Source organism: Halorussus pelagicus (genome assembly GCF_004087835.1).
Taxonomy (GTDB): domain Archaea; phylum Halobacteriota; class Halobacteria; order Halobacteriales; family Haladaptataceae; genus Halorussus; species Halorussus pelagicus.
Genome location: NZ_CP035119.1, coordinates 1956150 through 1970615, shown reverse-complemented (window position 1 = coordinate 1970615; position 14466 = coordinate 1956150). Strand labels below are relative to the sequence as shown.

General features: G+C 69.4%; 17 protein-coding genes. 5 read left to right on the top strand and 12 right to left on the bottom strand.

What is annotated here, in order from left to right:
* Position 1 precedes the first annotated feature (1 nt).
* The 4 genes from EP007_RS17455 (at position 2) to EP007_RS09875 (ending at position 5194) form a co-directional block, all read left to right on the top strand.
* The gene (locus EP007_RS17455; RefSeq protein WP_166035524.1) at positions 2–157 is read left to right on the top strand and encodes a hypothetical protein; all 156 of its coding nucleotides are present in this window, start codon (positions 2–4) and stop codon (positions 155–157) included.
* Positions 151–1086, top strand: coding sequence for a hypothetical protein (locus tag EP007_RS09885; RefSeq protein WP_128477499.1), 936 nt, complete (start codon positions 151–153; stop codon positions 1084–1086). The genes EP007_RS17455 and EP007_RS09885 overlap by 7 nt, the downstream gene beginning before the upstream one ends.
* Before the next feature lie 34 nt (positions 1087–1120).
* Positions 1121–2065, top strand: a complete 945-nt coding sequence (locus EP007_RS09880) for a metallophosphoesterase family protein (protein WP_128477498.1) — start codon at positions 1121–1123, stop codon at positions 2063–2065.
* Positions 2066–2470: 405 nt separating this feature from the next.
* Positions 2471–5194: a PKD domain-containing protein gene (locus EP007_RS09875; protein ID WP_128477497.1), complete on the top strand. Its 2724-nt coding sequence runs from the start codon at positions 2471–2473 to the stop codon at positions 5192–5194.
* On the opposite strand, the gene EP007_RS18265 is transcribed toward EP007_RS09875, so the two are convergent.
* Complete coding sequence (locus EP007_RS18265) at positions 5139–5357, bottom strand: hypothetical protein (protein WP_368408102.1); 219 nt, start codon at positions 5355–5357, stop codon at positions 5139–5141. The genes EP007_RS09875 and EP007_RS18265 overlap by 56 nt on opposite strands.
* On the opposite strand from EP007_RS18265, the gene EP007_RS17925 reads away from it, so the two are divergent.
* Positions 5250–5498, top strand: coding sequence for a hypothetical protein (locus EP007_RS17925; protein ID WP_243700361.1), 249 nt, complete (start codon positions 5250–5252; stop codon positions 5496–5498). The two genes, EP007_RS18265 and EP007_RS17925, sit on opposite strands and share 108 nt — an antisense overlap.
* Before the next feature lie 28 nt (positions 5499–5526).
* On the opposite strand, the gene EP007_RS09865 is transcribed toward EP007_RS17925, so the two are convergent.
* The 11 genes from EP007_RS09865 to EP007_RS09815 all read right to left on the bottom strand — a co-directional run bounded on the left by EP007_RS09865 (position 5527) and on the right by EP007_RS09815 (position 14376).
* Positions 5527–6156, bottom strand: coding sequence for a hypothetical protein (locus tag EP007_RS09865; RefSeq protein ID WP_128477495.1), 630 nt, complete (start codon positions 6154–6156; stop codon positions 5527–5529).
* A complete protein-coding gene (locus EP007_RS09860) occupies positions 6153–6926 on the bottom strand; it encodes a nucleotide-binding protein (protein WP_128477494.1) in 774 nt (257 codons plus the stop codon). Before EP007_RS09860 ends, EP007_RS09865 begins: the two co-directional genes overlap by 4 nt.
* Positions 6927–7285: 359 nt before the next feature.
* Positions 7286–7960, bottom strand: a complete 675-nt coding sequence (locus EP007_RS09855) for a PKD domain-containing protein (RefSeq protein ID WP_128477493.1) — start codon at positions 7958–7960, stop codon at positions 7286–7288.
* 71 nt (positions 7961–8031) lie between these two features.
* Positions 8032–8658, bottom strand: coding sequence for a cob(I)yrinic acid a,c-diamide adenosyltransferase (locus EP007_RS09850; protein ID WP_128477492.1), 627 nt, complete (start codon positions 8656–8658; stop codon positions 8032–8034).
* Complete coding sequence (locus EP007_RS09845) at positions 8655–9443, bottom strand: adenosylcobinamide amidohydrolase (RefSeq protein ID WP_128477491.1); 789 nt, start codon at positions 9441–9443, stop codon at positions 8655–8657. The genes EP007_RS09850 and EP007_RS09845 overlap by 4 nt, the downstream gene beginning before the upstream one ends.
* Complete coding sequence (gene cobD / locus EP007_RS09840) at positions 9436–10446, bottom strand: threonine-phosphate decarboxylase CobD (protein ID WP_128477490.1); 1011 nt, start codon at positions 10444–10446, stop codon at positions 9436–9438. The genes EP007_RS09845 and cobD overlap by 8 nt, the downstream gene beginning before the upstream one ends.
* The gene (locus EP007_RS09835) at positions 10433–11473 is read right to left on the bottom strand and encodes a nicotinate-nucleotide--dimethylbenzimidazole phosphoribosyltransferase (RefSeq protein ID WP_128477489.1); all 1041 of its coding nucleotides are present in this window, start codon (positions 11471–11473) and stop codon (positions 10433–10435) included. The genes cobD and EP007_RS09835 overlap by 14 nt, the downstream gene beginning before the upstream one ends.
* A complete protein-coding gene (locus EP007_RS09830; RefSeq protein ID WP_128478556.1) occupies positions 11470–12030 on the bottom strand; it encodes an NTP transferase domain-containing protein in 561 nt (186 codons plus the stop codon). Before EP007_RS09830 ends, EP007_RS09835 begins: the two co-directional genes overlap by 4 nt.
* Positions 12030–12806 carry an adenosylcobinamide-GDP ribazoletransferase gene (gene cobS / locus EP007_RS09825; RefSeq protein WP_128477488.1) on the bottom strand — a complete coding sequence of 259 codons (777 nt, stop codon included), beginning with the start codon at positions 12804–12806 and terminating at the stop codon, positions 12030–12032. Before cobS ends, EP007_RS09830 begins: the two co-directional genes overlap by 1 nt.
* Complete coding sequence (gene cbiB, locus EP007_RS09820) at positions 12797–13756, bottom strand: adenosylcobinamide-phosphate synthase CbiB (protein ID WP_128477487.1); 960 nt, start codon at positions 13754–13756, stop codon at positions 12797–12799. The genes cobS and cbiB overlap by 10 nt, the downstream gene beginning before the upstream one ends.
* Complete coding sequence (locus EP007_RS09815; RefSeq protein WP_128477486.1) at positions 13753–14376, bottom strand: HAD family hydrolase; 624 nt, start codon at positions 14374–14376, stop codon at positions 13753–13755. The genes cbiB and EP007_RS09815 overlap by 4 nt, the downstream gene beginning before the upstream one ends.
* Between the last annotated feature and the right edge of the window lie 90 nt (positions 14377–14466).

Below are 14466 nucleotides of genomic sequence, written 5' to 3'. Positions count from 1 at the left end.
CATGCCCGAACGCCGCTTCAGCGCGACGCCGGAAGACCTCTCGCAGGCCGCTCGTGGCGACGAGTGTCCGCTAGTCGTCGAACTCCGGTCGTCGTTCAGAACCGCCGATACGGTCGCTCGAACCGCCGACGCCGTTCGGGAGGCCGGGGCGTGCTAGACCCGCCGGTTTCGATTTCGCTCGCTCCCGACGACCTCGCGGTCGCCGACCGACTCCCCGGCGCGGTCGAACTCAAGTTCAGTTGGGACCACCGCGACCTGTTGATCGGCGAGCGAGACCTCGACGCCCACCTCGACGAGGCGGGCGTCGATGCCCACCGAATCGCCAGCGTCCATCTCCCGCCGGGGACCGAGACGCGGGGCGACGACGTGGGGATGGCACTCACGAGCCAGAACCGCGGGACGATAGTGGACTTCGTTCACTCCCAGCTTTCGCGTCTCGCGGCGGCCACGCTGGTCGCGCACCCGCCGAAAAGGGTCGAATACGGCGAGGCGATACCGCTGTTTTCGACCCTGCTCGACTGCACGAACCGCCACATCTCCGTCGAGAACACGGCGGTCGAATCGCCGTGGTACACGCCCGAAGACCTCGGCTTCCTCGCGTCGCTCGTCCGACGATACCGACCCCTGTCGGAACTCCGACTGACGGTCGATAGCGCGCACCTGCCCCAAGCGGGTGCCCGGCGCGGACTCGACTCGGAGAACGTCGAGACGATACGCGCCAGAGTCGGCCGGAGCGTCCCCGCCGCGGCGCACGATTTCGAGACCGACCTCGAAGATCGACTGCCCGAGGAGTGGCCTCCGGCGGACGGCGACAGTCCGTATCTGCCGCTCCTGAAGGCGCTCCGGTTTGGCGGTCGGGCCGTGGAGAGCGTCCACCTGAACGACCCGACGACCGACGACGTGCCGCGGTTCGACGCTCACGACGAGGACCCGGTACTCGACCGGGCGCTGGCGGCGCTCGCCGACTGCGACGCGCAGGTGGTCCTCGAACCGAGCGACGACCTGCTCGCCGACCCCGAGGAACTGCGACGGCGCGCCGCCGCGCTCCGGGAGCGACTGACCGACGCGGGGGAAGCGCGTCGATAGCACCGAGACGAGAGACGCGACAGACCGACCACACATGCGACTCCTGATACTCCACGACCTGCACCTCGGCCCGAGCGACGACCGACCGGCGTACGCCCGCCCGGACATCAACGAGGCGAAGTTCGACGCAATCGTGACCGTGGGCGATATCGTAGACGAGAACCGCGACCACGCCAAGTCCGCGGCGGCCGGAGACCGCTACGAGCGAGTCGGCCGGGCGTTCTACGAGTTCCTCCACGAGGAGTACGACCTCCCGATTCTCGCCGTGCCCGGAAATCACGACCCGCTCGACTGCGTCGAACGTCTCACCGAGGGATTGGACCGGGCCGTCGTCGCCCACGAGCGCGTCCTCCGCGAATCCGACTTCCCGAACGCGGACGCCGACTTCGAGGGGTTCGCGCTCGCAGGAGCGGGATGCGAACAGTTCGACCAAGGTCCCGAGATTCGATACACCGAGTTCCCCGCGACCGACCCCCTCGAAGACGCGACCAGCGCGACCATCGACCACGTCGCGGCCGAGCGCGCCCAAGAGGTCGAGTCGGCCGCGGGCCGGTATCTCGACGGGACGGCCGACGCCGAGGCGGTCGCAAGCCCGCTCGGTCTCGCAGGCGACGCCCGAGCGCGACTGCCCGACCAACTGGCGACGCTCGAAGACCGCTACGAGACGCTGTACTCGCTGGCGACCGCCGACGAGCGCGTCCTGCTCTTTTCGCACGTCTCGCCGTTCGACGTTGCCTTCGACCACCATCACGCGACGAACGGACTCCGGGACCGCGTTCGGAGCGGGTCGATAGCCCTCAAACACGCCGTCCGGCGCGCCGCGCCCCACGCGGTGTTCAGCGGACACACCCACGTCTACGGCATCGACACCGTGAGAACCGCCCGCGGCGACCGCTACGCGTTCAACGCGGGGTCGCCCGGCGTCGCAGTCGTCAAAGTGGAGACCGACCCCGCGGTGTTAAACGTCCAGACGCCCTGAGAAGCGAGCGCGGAGACCCCGAGACCCAGTTCCGAGCAACTGGAGCGCACGACGGCGAGAGAGACCGAACGTATCGTTTTCCGCACAACTACGGCATCCGATAGAACGAGAATGACTGGATAACGCTTCTGAAAGTCGAAAACACGGGGTCGTTGAGTGCAAACGTTGACACGTAAACGCGCAAACCAGCGTACGTCGCCGTACGGCCGAGCCGACGCGAAGATAACTATATTTTCTTATATTTATTTAAAGTACAAAAAGGCCGTAAAGACCGTCTGAGCGGCCCATCAACACTTTTATCCATATTTGATATATATGTTTGTGTATGATACGCGGGCGTGACGTGCAGGGAGGTCGCAGTTTTTCACCGGTTCGGTGGCGGCCAACGTCGCGCGTTCGACGCGGATGGTCAGAACCGCCGTCGCGGTGCCCGCCAACGACGACTCAGCAACGCAAGTCGGCGAGGTCCGAATCGCCGAGCGAGACCCAATTGAGCGAGGGATTCCGACAATGATGGAGAACACTCTCGAAACAGGAGTGACGGTGATACTCGCGGTGCTACTCGTGATGACGCCCGTCGCCGGTGCGGCGTCGGCCGGAAACGCGGACGCTCCGTCGAGTGCGGGGGCCGCGACCGACCCGGACCACGCCGAGACGACCGGCGGCGTTGGGGCACTGGCACAGTCAACGAGCGGCGCGACTGCGCGCATACTCAACTTCAACCAGCAGACCGGTCGTGTCGAATCGGGCGAGCGCGTCATGGCGGAGGTAGAGGTTCGGAACACTGGCAGTACCAGACACACCTTCTTCGTCGGGTACGGCGTCCAAGGACCCGACGGGACGTGGTACAACAACGACGAGCGAACGGGCACGCGAGTCACGCTGAACGCGAACGAGCGCGACTGGATAGCGGTCAGTTGGACCGTCGAAGACGACGCGCCTACCGGACGGTACGACGCGCGAACGGCGGTCTGGGAGGAAAGCGACCGTGACAACCTCCACACGCGACTGGACGACGAACGGCGGTACGGTGCCTTCGAGGTCGTCGAGCGACCGAACCGAGCGCCGAGCGCCGAGATGGCGTGTACCGACACCGAGGTCGCAACTGACGAGTGGGTGACCTGTTCGGCGGAGCGCTCGACCGACCCCGACGGGTCAATCGAGTCGTACCGATGGGACATCAGTGGTCAGGACACCGAATACGGAGATTCGGCGTCTCACGCCTTCCAGCAGAGCGGCTACTACGAGTTCGAACTGACCGTGACCGACGACGAGGGAGCGACCGATACGGCGTCCCGAAGCGTCCGTGTCGAGGACGCCAACGACGCGCCGTCGGCCGAGATTACGTGTCGTCCCACCGACGCGAAGGTGGGCGAGACCGTCGAGTGTAGCGCCGCCGGGTCCGACGACCCGGACGGCGCGCTTGAGGAGTTCGACTGGCGCTTCGGCGACGGCGAAACCGGGTACGGCGAGTACGAGAGCCACGCCTTCGACGAACCGGGCACCTATTCCGTCGAACTCGAAGTCGCCGACGGGGCGGGAGCCACCGACACCGCATCCGAGCGGATTTACGTCGAGGAAGCCGAACGACGGCCCTCTATCGACGTGATGTGTTCCGCGGACGAAGTGAAGGTCGGCGAGACCGTCGAGTGTAGCGCCGCCGGGTCGAACGACCCCGACGGAACCGTCGAGGAGTACGAGTGGCAGTTCGGCGACGGAACCATCGAGTACGGCGCTCGCGTCACGCACACCTTCGAGGAGGCGGGAAGCCACACTCTCGAAGTCGAAATCACCGACGACGACGGCCTGACCGACAGCCTCTCCGGGACGATTCGGGCCGAGGCCGTCGAGAAGCGACCGTCGGCCGAGATCTCGTGTCGCCCCGACGAGGTCGCACCGGGCGAACCCGTCGAGTGTAGCGCCGCGGGGTCGAGCGACCCGGACGGCGCGGTCGAGGAGTTCGACTGGCGCTTCGAGGACGGCGGGACCGACTACGGCGAGCGCGTCACCCACGTCTTCGACGAACCGGGCACCTACGCAGTCGAACTCGAAGTCGCCGACGGCGACGACCTGACGGCCACCGCGACCGAGCGGGTCACCGTGCGCGAGACCAACGAGAAGCCGACCGCCGACATCGCCTACTCGCCGCGGCGCATCGAGCGCGGCGACACGGTGGAGTTCGACGCGGACGGCTCGCGGGACCCCGACGGGCGCATCTCGGAGTACAAGTGGGACCTCGGTGGCTCGGTCAAGTACGGTGAGCGAGTGCAGTACACGGTCGGAGACACCGACGACGACACGGTCGAACTCACCGTTATCGACGGCGACGGCGGGTCCGACACCGCCACGCAGTCGCTGTCGGTCCGGAGCGAGCCACCGGCCGCCTTCGACTTCGCGCCCGAACAGCCCGGTTCGGGCCAGAGCGTCTCCTTCGAGGCGGAACGAGACGCGCGCATCGACCGCTACGAGTGGGACTTCGACGGCGACGGCGAGTACGAGGCGACCGGTCGGAACGCCGCTCGGGCGTTCGATTCGCCGGGCAAATACTCGGTGAAACTCCGTGTCGTCGGCAACAGCGGCATGGCGAACACGGCGAGCAAAATCGTCACCGTCCAGCAGAACGCCTACTTCCAGTTGACCGCCGACCGCGGGACGGTCGAGACCGGAAACGGGACCGCCGTCGTGATGTTCAGCGCGTCGAATCACGTCAACGACGAGTCCCTGCAGGTGAAACTCGAACTCGACCTGCCAGAGGAGGGAGTCTCGATACAGAGCGTCGGCGGCGAGTCCCCCGCGAGTCGGAAGGCCACCAACTTCTTCAAAGTCGGCGCTGGCGAGGACAAGAGCTTCCGCGTCCGTCTGCAGGTGAACGAACCGGGCACGTACGACATCGGCGGGAAGGCCGTCTACTACTTCGGCGGACAGGACGACCGCCGGGACCGAGACATCGGACCGATAACCGTCGGCACGGAAGCGGCGATGCGGGACGTTGCCGCCGAAGAGGACGAACGTGACTCGGCCAGAACCGACCCACTCGATTCGGAGGGAACTACGCCCGGATTCGGTCCCGGCGTCACCGTTGCCGGAATCGTCGTCGCGCTCTGGGTCGCGGCGAAGCGGCGGTCGTAGCGAGCGCTCTCACTCGATTTGCGTCACGACGGCTCGGGTCGCCTCGATATCCTCGATGATGGCGTCGAACCCGCCGACGGTGTGGACCTTCCAAATCGCGGAGAATGTCGAATACTCGCGGCTCCGGGACCGAACTGGCGTCGGCGACTTCCTGCGCGGCTATCGTGCCTTGCTCGACCATGATGACGTACGCCGCGGCCTGCTACGGCGAGAGACCGTACCGTTCCAGGGTCTCGACGAGTTCGGGGCGTCCAGACGGGTCGTTCCGGTAGCCGCCTCGATAACGTCCATATCGGCGTGGTAACAACGCCACTGGTCGTGGCAACAAGTCGTTACTGCAACTCGCCGTCCAAGCCCCACTCCTCGGCGCGTTCTTTGGCTTCCTCGCGGGCACGGTCCCGAATCGCGGCGATTTTCTCCTCGTCGTCCAAGAACGCCTCGACGGCCGAGGCGTCGTCGCTCGCCGACTGCTCGTCGGGGGTCTCAGCGGCCGCGCCGCTGGAGTGGCCCTCCGGCGGCGCGGCCGCCCGCACGCGCTCGGCGAGGTCCGAATTGCCAGCGAGTCGGTCGGCGACGACGCCGGGCGAGACGCGGAGGTCCGCCCGTTCGACCGCCGCGAACTCCCGAAGCACCTTGGCGTCGGTCTCTCGGAGCGCCACGTCGTACGGTCCCGGAACCACGAGGTCGGCCAGCGCTGCCGGACCGCCCCGGCCCGTGCCGGTGTGGTACGCGAAGCGGGGCACCCCGTCCTCGAACGCCACCACGCCCGCGCCGTCGGCGTCCAGCAGGAGCGCGTCCTGCGGTTCGAAGACGGCGTAGCCCGTCACCTCGCCGTCGAGCGCCGCCGAGAGCGGCGCGGTCGGGTCGGACTCGACCCGCGAGCGGACGAGGGTGCCGTCGGGCAGGTCCGAGAGCGCGAGGGAATCGGGCGGGTCGGACGCGAGGGAGTTCCCGGAGGTCATGGCGAGTCGGGAATCACGGCGCTCCGGAAGCGGTCGGCCACGGCGTCCGATTCGCCCGCTCGCACGTCCAGATTCGCGGCCGCCTCGCGGTAGGCGCGGGCCGCCTCGCTGTCGGGCGCGTGAGCGAGCAGGGGGACGCCCTCGCGCCGGGCCGCGCGCGCGGCGTCCGAATCGGGCACGCTCGCCAGCGTCGGTCCCTCGAAGTAGCGTTCGGTCTTCTCGGCAACGCCCGCGGCCTCCTCGGGGTCGTGGACCTTGTTGAAGACGACGCCCGCGGTTCCAGTGCCGTAGGAGTGGGCGTACTCCTGAACTTTGAGACCGTCGCTGAGCGCCGGAATCGTCGGTTGGAGGACGACGACCGCGCGGTCCGCGAGGACGACCGGCAGGACCGCGCTCTTGGATCCGAGCGCCGCGGGCGAGTCCAGCAGGAGAACGTCGGTGTCGGCGGCGAGTTCGGCGACCACCGAGCGGAGTCGGTCGGGGTCGGCGTCCTCGAACGCCGCGAGACTCGTCCCGCAGGGGACCACCGACATGCCGAACCGGTCGTACACCGCGTCGGAGACGGCGGCGTCGGCGTCCGCGACCAGCAGGTCGTGAAGCGTCGTGTCGGCGTCGGTCAGGCCGGTGTGAAAGAGAAGGTTGGCCATCCCGGTGTCGGCGTCCACGACGGTCACGTCGTACTCCTCGGCCAGCGCCATCCCGAGCGCCACCGTCGTCGTGGTCTTGCCGGTTCCGCCTTTCCCGCTCGCAACCGCGAACGCCTCGACCATCGAGTCGTGGTTGCGCCCGATGTGTTAAAAAGTTGGTCGTGCGGAAATTTACGCGAATGTATAAATCTTTTCCGCGCTTGCGAGACCAGCAACTCTGGACGTTTGTATACGGTGTTCGCGGTTTCAGGGTTCGATGGGGTTCGACGCCACGCTCGACGCGAGACTGGCGTGCCGTCGGCCGGGAGGAGTAACGAGGGCGGACGCTCCGCGCGCCGCCTGCTCTCGCTTCGGCCCTCCGCGTTCTCCTGCGACTTCGACCCCCTCCCCGACTGCTTCGGCCCTCCTTTCGCACTCGGTTTCTCCGGACGCCGCGACGTGGCCGCGGTGTCCGTTCGACGGGACCGAGCGAACGCGCCCGCTCAGTTGTGGAACGTCACCGTATCGGAGTCGGTCCGCCCCCGCGAGTCGGTGACTTCCAGTTTGACGGTGTACTGGTAACTACTGGCGAACTCTTGGGTGAATGTCGGTCCGCTGGCCCACTCACCGAAACTATCGTTGCCAGCATCGTCGTTCCGGAAGTACCACGTATAGCTCTCGATGCTCCCGCGAGGTGCCGACGAGTACCGACCGATGAACGTTCGCAGGTCGGGGTCGCCGGTGGCCGGTTCCTCCTCGATGCGGGCTATCGGCGTGACCGTCTCCGTGGGGTAGAAGTCCACGGTCGCAGTGTCGGTGTTGCCGTCGGCGTCTGTGACCTCTAACTTGACCGTGTAGGGGTTGTTCGTCCACGTCTCCGCGAAACTCGGGCCGCTGGCGTACTCGCCGTATCCGCCCCCGAGAGTTTCGTTATTCCGGAAGTACCACGTATAGCTCTCGATGTCTCCGGTCGAACCGCTCCCGTCGAACGTGACTTCCTCGCCCTCCTCGGCCGGGAGCGCGTCCGCTTCGATGACGGCGGTCGGCCCGGCCGCCGCGGCGTCGCCGGTCGCAACGACGGACCCGGCGAGACCCACACCGGCGGCACCGACGGTCTTCAGCGCCGTTCGGCGCGAACAGGACTTTTCGGCGTCAATGGATTCGTCTGTATCGGTCATGTTTCGAGTTCCAATTTCGGTCCCTAGCGCACAAATTTCTCTATTTTATTACACTAGAAATTAGCCGCGGCTCAGAACTCGGTTCCCTTCCGCGCACCCTGCCCGTCCTCGATGGGATGGGATTCCTTCTCGACGTGGGTCACGAGGTCCGCGAGGTCGGTGACGTACTCGGGTCGGCGGTGGCCGCCGGTCAGGACGAGTTCGAGGTCGTCGGGTTTCGACTCCACGAACTCCCGCACGTCGTCGGGGTCCACGAGATTTCGGTTGGCGGCGTACAGCACTTCGTCGAGAATCAGCATGTCGTAGCCCTCGGCGGCGGCCTCGCGGGCGCGGGCCAGCGCGGCCTTCGCCCTGGCGGCGTGTTCGTCGTCGTCGCTCCCGTCCGAGAAGCCGTGCCACCCGTACTCGCCGGTCGTCTCGTAGGTGAACGTCGGCAGGGCGTCGATAGCCGCGTACTCGCCGCGTGTGTCCTCGACGCTGTCCGCGCCGCCCTTCATGAACTGGAGCAGGTGGACCCGGTAGCCGTGGCCCGCCGCCCGAAAGCCCATGCCGAGCGCCGCGGTGGTCTTGCCCTTGCCGTCGCCCCACCAGACCTGCACGAGACCGAACTCCTCGGGTTCGGCCGGTTCGATGGTGGGAGTCTGTTCGGGAGTGCGTTCGTCGTCCGCGTCGTTGGTGGATTCTGTATCGTGAGTCATGGGTTAAACACCGCTGCGCGTCGGTCCGTCCGTACGCCGTGGTCGGCGTCGCCGACCGATTTGGGAATCGTCGCGTCCGTCCGGTCGCCGTACCGCGATTCGACGCTCGCGCGCACGGCCTCCCGGACGCAGGCCCGCGCGCTGCTCCCGACTTCCGTGGCGCTCCCCGAGAAGGCGACTTCCTCGCCCGCGGGGTCGCAGGCCGCGATTGCGGCGTCGCTCGTCGTGCCAGGAAAACCGGTCGTTGCGAGCAGGGTCGCGGTCTTGGCTTCGACTGCAACCGCGAGCAGGTTCGCCAGCGCGCCGTCGGCCAGCGACCGCTCGGTGCCGACGACGACGTTGACCGTGCCGACCTCGGGGAGCGTCGAGTCGTCGCCGGATTCGGCGTCTCTCGACGCCGAATCCGCACGCTCATCGCCTGCGACCGAGTCCGCCGACTCGTCGGCGGACTCGGCCGCGGGGTCCATCGGGAGCGCGGCGGGGTTCGAGACCCCCGCGGTCGCCACCGCGGAGACCGAACCCAGTCGGGCGGCGCGAGCGTGGCGCAAATCGACGCCCGTGAGGAGCGCGGGTCCCGAATCCTCGAACCCCGCCGCCCGACGGCGCTCGGCGAGGTAGGCGTCGAGGTCCGTGCGGTCGAAGCCCTCGGGGACCGAGACGTTGTCGGCGGCGTCGGCGCGCCACTCGCCGCCCGACCACCCCGTCGAGAGCCAGCGCGCGCCCTCGTGGCGGACCCGGAGGACGCCCTCGCTGACGGTCGTCTCGAACGCGCAGTCCTCAGACATCGTCAAGAACCTCCAGCAGTCGGTCGTTTTCCTCGGGCGCTCGGACCGCAACTCGGACGTGCGAGTCGAGACCCCGGAACGTCGTGGCGTCCCGAATAGCGACGCCGCGCTCGCGGGCGCGCCGGACGATTTCCGCGGGGTCGCGCTCGCCGGTGTCCAACAGGAGGAAGGGCGCTTTCGAGGGGTGAACGCCGAAGTTCTCGCCGAGCGCATCGGCCATCCGGGCGCGCTCCCGGCGGACGCGCTCGCGGGTCTCGGCGACGAACTCGTCCGCTCGCAGGCAGTGCGCGCCGACGCGGGCCGCCGGGGTTCCGAGCGACCACGCTCGCCGGGCGGTGGCGAGGTCCGCGCCGACCTCGCCGACCGCGACGGCGAACCCGGCGCGGAGACCCGGCAGGCCGAAGAGTTTGGTCAGCGAGCGCGCGACGACGCATCCATCGGTGCCCGCCAGCGACTCGCGGTCGGTGAACCCGAGAAACGCCTCGTCGGCCACGAGGAGCGTGTCAGCCTCGCGGCACCGAGTTGCAAAGTCGCGGAGCGCGTCGGGGTCGCAGGCGTCGCCGGTCGGGTTGTTCGGATTGCAGACCACGGCCGCGGCGTGGTCTCGCGGGTCGGTCTCAAGCAGTCGGTCGTGCGCGACGAACTCCGGTTCGCCGCCCTGCAAGCGAATCTCACGGGCGTACTCGCCGAAACTCGGATAGGGGACCAACACGGAGTCGCCGGGCGCGACGCTCACGGCGAACGCGAGGCGGAGCGCCGCGAGACCGCCCGGCGTCGGGACGACCGCCTCGGGGTCACAATCCGCGAAGTCGGCGGCCGCGGCCCGGAACTCGGGGTAGTCGTCGTCCGGATACGACCGCGAGGCGTCGAGCGCGTCGGCGTAGACCTCGCGGGTTCCCGGCGGCGTCCGCGGGTTGGTGTTCGCGCTGAAGTCGAGCAGGTCGGGGTCGTCACTCCCGCCGTGGGGCACCCGGCCGACCTCCCGGACGCTATCGGGGTCCATCGTCGCGCTCCGCGAGGGCCGAGTCGCCGTCGGCGGCGTCGCCCTCGACCAGTTCGTCGTACAGCGTCCGAATCCGGTCGCGGACGCGGGCCATCGGAATCCCCTCGCGCTCGGCGAGCGCCAAGGCCCCGCCCATCCCGACGCCCTCCTTGGCCTCTCCGGCGACGTACCGAGCCATCGCGGGGTGGTCCGAGGCCTCGAACTCGGGGTCGGTGACGGTCAAGTCGAGGTCGAACTCGACGGCGGCCTCTCGGAGGTCCGTGGCGGGGTCCTCGGCGACGAACGTCGTCGTGGCGAGCGAGAGCGGCGCGTCGAGGTCGGCGTGGCGCGCGAGCGCCGCGACTGCGAGCATCTGGGTCCCGCCAGCGAGCGTAATCGCGGTGCCGGTCCGGGCGGCCCCGACGACGAACCCCGCGGCGCTCGCCAGCACCGGGTCGCCCGCGCGCCGGACCGCCAGACGGGGGTCGCCCCGAGCGTCGCCGGGTTGCAGTCCGCTGGCGGCGAGCGCGTCGGCGACCACCTCGCGCTTCTGCTCGATGGGGTTGTCGGGGAGCGACGAGGAGACGCCGCGTTCCTCGCCGAGCGCGGTCATGACCCCGAGCGCGGTCGTCGTGCCGCCGGGAATCGTCTCGGCAACCATGACTTCGTCGTCCGGTATCTGGCGGCCGAACTGCCGGGCGGCGGCGTAGGCCCCCGGTGCGGTCGCCACGGGGTCGTCCTCGCGGATGTCCTCGCCGGGGCGCGCGCCGACAGAGACGGTCGGCGCGGCGCTCGGTTCGGCGAGTCCGGCGTCCACGACGCCGGTCTCGAAGTCGGCGACATCGCGGACCGCTCGGGTCACGAGCGCGGGCGTCGGACACCCGGAAGGACTGACCGGAATCTCCGGCAGGCGGACGGGTTCGCCGTACTCCAGAATCTCGGCGTCGGCGCTCGGCGTCTTGACCATCGCCTCTGGGTCCGCGCCAGCGGCGCTTATCCCGTCGATTTCGGCGGTCCGGGTCGTTCCGGCGAACAGAAGCAGTCTCATAGCAGACCCTCCGCGAGGGCGGCATCTGGGAGTCGATTCACGTTCACTGCCAGTCGTGCGTCGTAGGTTTCGTACATGGTTTCTCCGTCGGTTTCGGCGACGACGTTGACACCGGTCGGGGCGAGTTCCCGGCCGTCGCGCTCGAAGGCGGTGTCGAGGCTCGCGCCGAGCGCGCGCTTGAGTTCGGCCGGAACGCAGACGGTCATCGACAGTTCGCCTTCCGTCCTGCCGTAGGCGTCGATGACCTCGTTTACGGCGTCTGCGTCGAGCAGTGGCAGGTCGGCCGCGACGGTCAGGACCGGCGGTTCGACCGCCTCCAGCGCGACCTGTAAGTCCGCGACGTAGCCCTCGCCCGGCGTCTCGACGGTGGCGAGGTCGTCGCGTTCGTCGGCGAATGTTCGAGTTGCGGGCGCGTTCGGCGAGACGACCGCGCGGACGGTCTCGATGTCGCTCTCGGCGAGCGCGTCGGCGACGCGGGCGACCATCGAGCGGCCGCCAACCTCGAACAGGGGTTTCTCGCGGTCGCTGTCGAGGCGGGTGCCCCGGCCGCCGCACATCACGAGAGCGTCCACGCGACCACCCCCAGATGCAGGCCCGCGAGTCGGCCGAGTTCGTTCGCCGCGCCGAAGGCGTCGCCGTTGACTCCGCCGAGGTTAGCCCGCGACCAGCGCAGGACGCCAAGCGCGCCCGCCAGCGCGCCGCCGAGCGCCGCGACGGCGGGGACGCCGAGCAGGGCGACCGGGACCGCAACGAGCGCCGGAGCGACCAGCGCGGCCGGGCGGTTGTCGGTGAACGCCGACCCCAGTCCCTCGAAAGCGGGGTCGCCGAGGCAGGCCAGCGCGGCCATCCCGAGTTTCGCGCCGACCTCCGCGGCGACGGCGATGGCGACCGCGGCGGGCACGCCGACCGCGGCGGTGGCGGGCGAAACGGCGGGCAGTCCGGCCAGCGCCAGCGCGGCCAGCGCGAGTCCCGCGAGGACGAGCGCGAGCGAAAGCACCGCTCCGACGCCGACCTCGGTGTCCTTCAGCACCGCGCGGCGCTCCTCCGGGTCGCCGTGAACGACCGCGGCGTCGCCGAGGTCTGCCACCCCGTCGGCGTGGTTGATTCCGGTGACGGCGTAGAGCGCGAGCAGGTAGCCGAACGCGGCGGTCGGGACCGGGAGGGGCGAAATCGCCGCAACCGCAAGCGGCGTCACGGCCAGCGCGCCGGCGACCCACCCGGCCAGCGGGAAGGCGGCGGGCGTCTCGCTGAACGCGGTCCACGCCGCTTCGCTCCGGCCGGTCGGCAGGCGGGTGAGAAAGCCGAGCGCGCCCCGAACGGCGGTCAGAACCACGAGACCACCTCCGGAGCGAGGGCGCTTGCGCCCCCCGAGAACGCCCCGGCGAAGACGAACGCGAGGACGCCCGCGAGACCGACGACCCGGATTCCGGCCCGCGAGGTTTCGACCGAGGGGAGCGCGGCCTCGGGGTTCAGCACGTAGACGCCCGGCTTTTCGAGGCGGGCGTCGAGGACCGCCGCGAGGGTCGCCATCGGCCACCCGGAGTTAGGCGAGGGCGCGGCGTCGGCCCACCGGCGAGCGGCGGCGAGTGAGGTGGGTCCCGACGCGGCGGCGCGGGCGGTCGGGAGGGCGGCGGCGAGCGCGAGCAACCCCGCGCTCGCGCGTGCGGGAATCCACATGACAAAATCGTCGAGGCGCGCGCTCGCCGTGCCGTGGGACTTCTCGGGGTAGCCCAGCATCGAATCCAGGGTGTTGACCGCCTTCACCCACGCCGCCGCTCCGGTCCCGGCGGCGAGCGAGACCGGGGCGAACAGCGCGAACGCGAGCAGGGCGGCCACCACGCCGTCGGCGAGGTTCTCGGCCGCGCTCTCGACGGCGGCGCTCCGGACCTCGCCCGCCGAGAGGTTCGCGGCGTCGCGGCCAGCCAGCCAGCGCAGTCGCTCGCGCGCGGTCGGCAGGTCGGTCTCGGTCGCGGCGACGACCTCGGCGGTTTTCCCGGTGAGCATCCGGAGACTGGTCGTGGCGAAGACGACGAGTCCGGCCGCGAGCGCGCCAGCGACGGGGGAGGCGCGAGCGGCAATTTCGACCCCAAGCGCGACCAGCGCGGCCGCAAGCAGGGGGAGCGCGACGGCGACACCGAGACCCGCGAGTCGCGGCCGGGACCACTCGCGGTCGAACGGAGCGACCAGCGACCCGAACCACGCGACGGGGTGGAGTCGCCGCGGGAGTTCCGCGACCAGCCCGTCGAGGACCAGCGCGAGCGCAATCGGGACCGCGGGGTTCAACGCCGACCCTCCACCCAGTCGGGGAACGCGGTGAGCGGAACGTCCGACAGGAAGACTGCTTCGCCGCCACAGTCCTCAATACCGCCGTCGGTCCGGGGGTCGTCGCCGACGTGCGCGAGGTCGGCGACGGAAACGCCGAGTTGGTCAGCGCAAGTCTCGAACGCACGGGCGTCGGGCTTTCGCCACCCGCAGGCGACGCTGGTGACGATGGCGTCGAACGACTCGCGGTCGAGGTTCGAGCGAATCAGCGCCTTCCGGGCGAGTTGCGGCACCGCGCAGTTCGAGAGGATAGCGACTGGGCCGCGTTCGCTGGCCGCGCGGACCGCTTCGACCGCGCCCTCGCGGGTCTCCACATCGGGGTCGAACGCCGAGATGACCGCCCGGCGTGCGGCGTTGCTCGGTGCCTCGACGCCTCTGCTCGCCAAGGCGGCGCTGACGTGGGCCATCAGCGGGACCTCCGCGCCCTCGGGCGCATCGACGTGGACCTCGCGGTAGGCCGCGGCCCAGTCGTCCGGGACCGTGACGCCGCGCGCGTCGAGTTCCGCGGCGACGGCGCTCGCGGGGTCGTCCGGTCGGTCCGCGTCCACGAGAGTTCCGAAGAGGTCGAACGATACTGCCACTACGTCGGTGTTAGTGCAAATGGACTTGAATCGCTCGGACTCGGCGAACGTGGCAGTGGTGAATCGGGCGGTTCGGGGAGTCGTCCACGG

What these genes read in the sequence shown, in the direction of transcription:
- cobD (WP_128477490.1), bottom strand. Translation starts at nt 10,446, where the DNA reads ATGGACCCCGATAGCGTCCGGGAGGTCGGCCGGGTGCCCCACGGCGGG.
- EP007_RS09855 (WP_128477493.1), bottom strand. Translation starts at nt 7,960, where the DNA reads ATGACCGATACAGACGAATCCATTGACGCCGAAAAGTCCTGTTCGCGC.
- EP007_RS09835 (WP_128477489.1), bottom strand. Translation starts at nt 11,473, where the DNA reads ATGAGACTGCTTCTGTTCGCCGGAACGACCCGGACCGCCGAAATCGAC.
- EP007_RS09850 (WP_128477492.1), bottom strand. Translation starts at nt 8,658, where the DNA reads ATGACTCACGATACAGAATCCACCAACGACGCGGACGACGAACGCACT.
- EP007_RS09845 (WP_128477491.1), bottom strand. Translation starts at nt 9,443, where the DNA reads ATGTCTGAGGACTGCGCGTTCGAGACGACCGTCAGCGAGGGCGTCCTC.
- EP007_RS09830 (WP_128478556.1), bottom strand. Translation starts at nt 12,030, where the DNA reads ATGTGCGGCGGCCGGGGCACCCGCCTCGACAGCGACCGCGAGAAACCC.
- EP007_RS17925 (WP_243700361.1), top strand. Translation starts at nt 5,250, where the DNA reads ATGATGGCGTCGAACCCGCCGACGGTGTGGACCTTCCAAATCGCGGAG.
- EP007_RS09880 (WP_128477498.1), top strand. Translation starts at nt 1,121, where the DNA reads ATGCGACTCCTGATACTCCACGACCTGCACCTCGGCCCGAGCGACGAC.
- EP007_RS09865 (WP_128477495.1), bottom strand. Translation starts at nt 6,156, where the DNA reads ATGACCTCCGGGAACTCCCTCGCGTCCGACCCGCCCGATTCCCTCGCG.
- EP007_RS09875 (WP_128477497.1), top strand. Translation starts at nt 2,471, where the DNA reads ATGGTCAGAACCGCCGTCGCGGTGCCCGCCAACGACGACTCAGCAACG.
- EP007_RS17455 (WP_166035524.1), top strand. Translation starts at nt 2, where the DNA reads ATGCCCGAACGCCGCTTCAGCGCGACGCCGGAAGACCTCTCGCAGGCC.
- EP007_RS09860 (WP_128477494.1), bottom strand. Translation starts at nt 6,926, where the DNA reads ATGGTCGAGGCGTTCGCGGTTGCGAGCGGGAAAGGCGGAACCGGCAAG.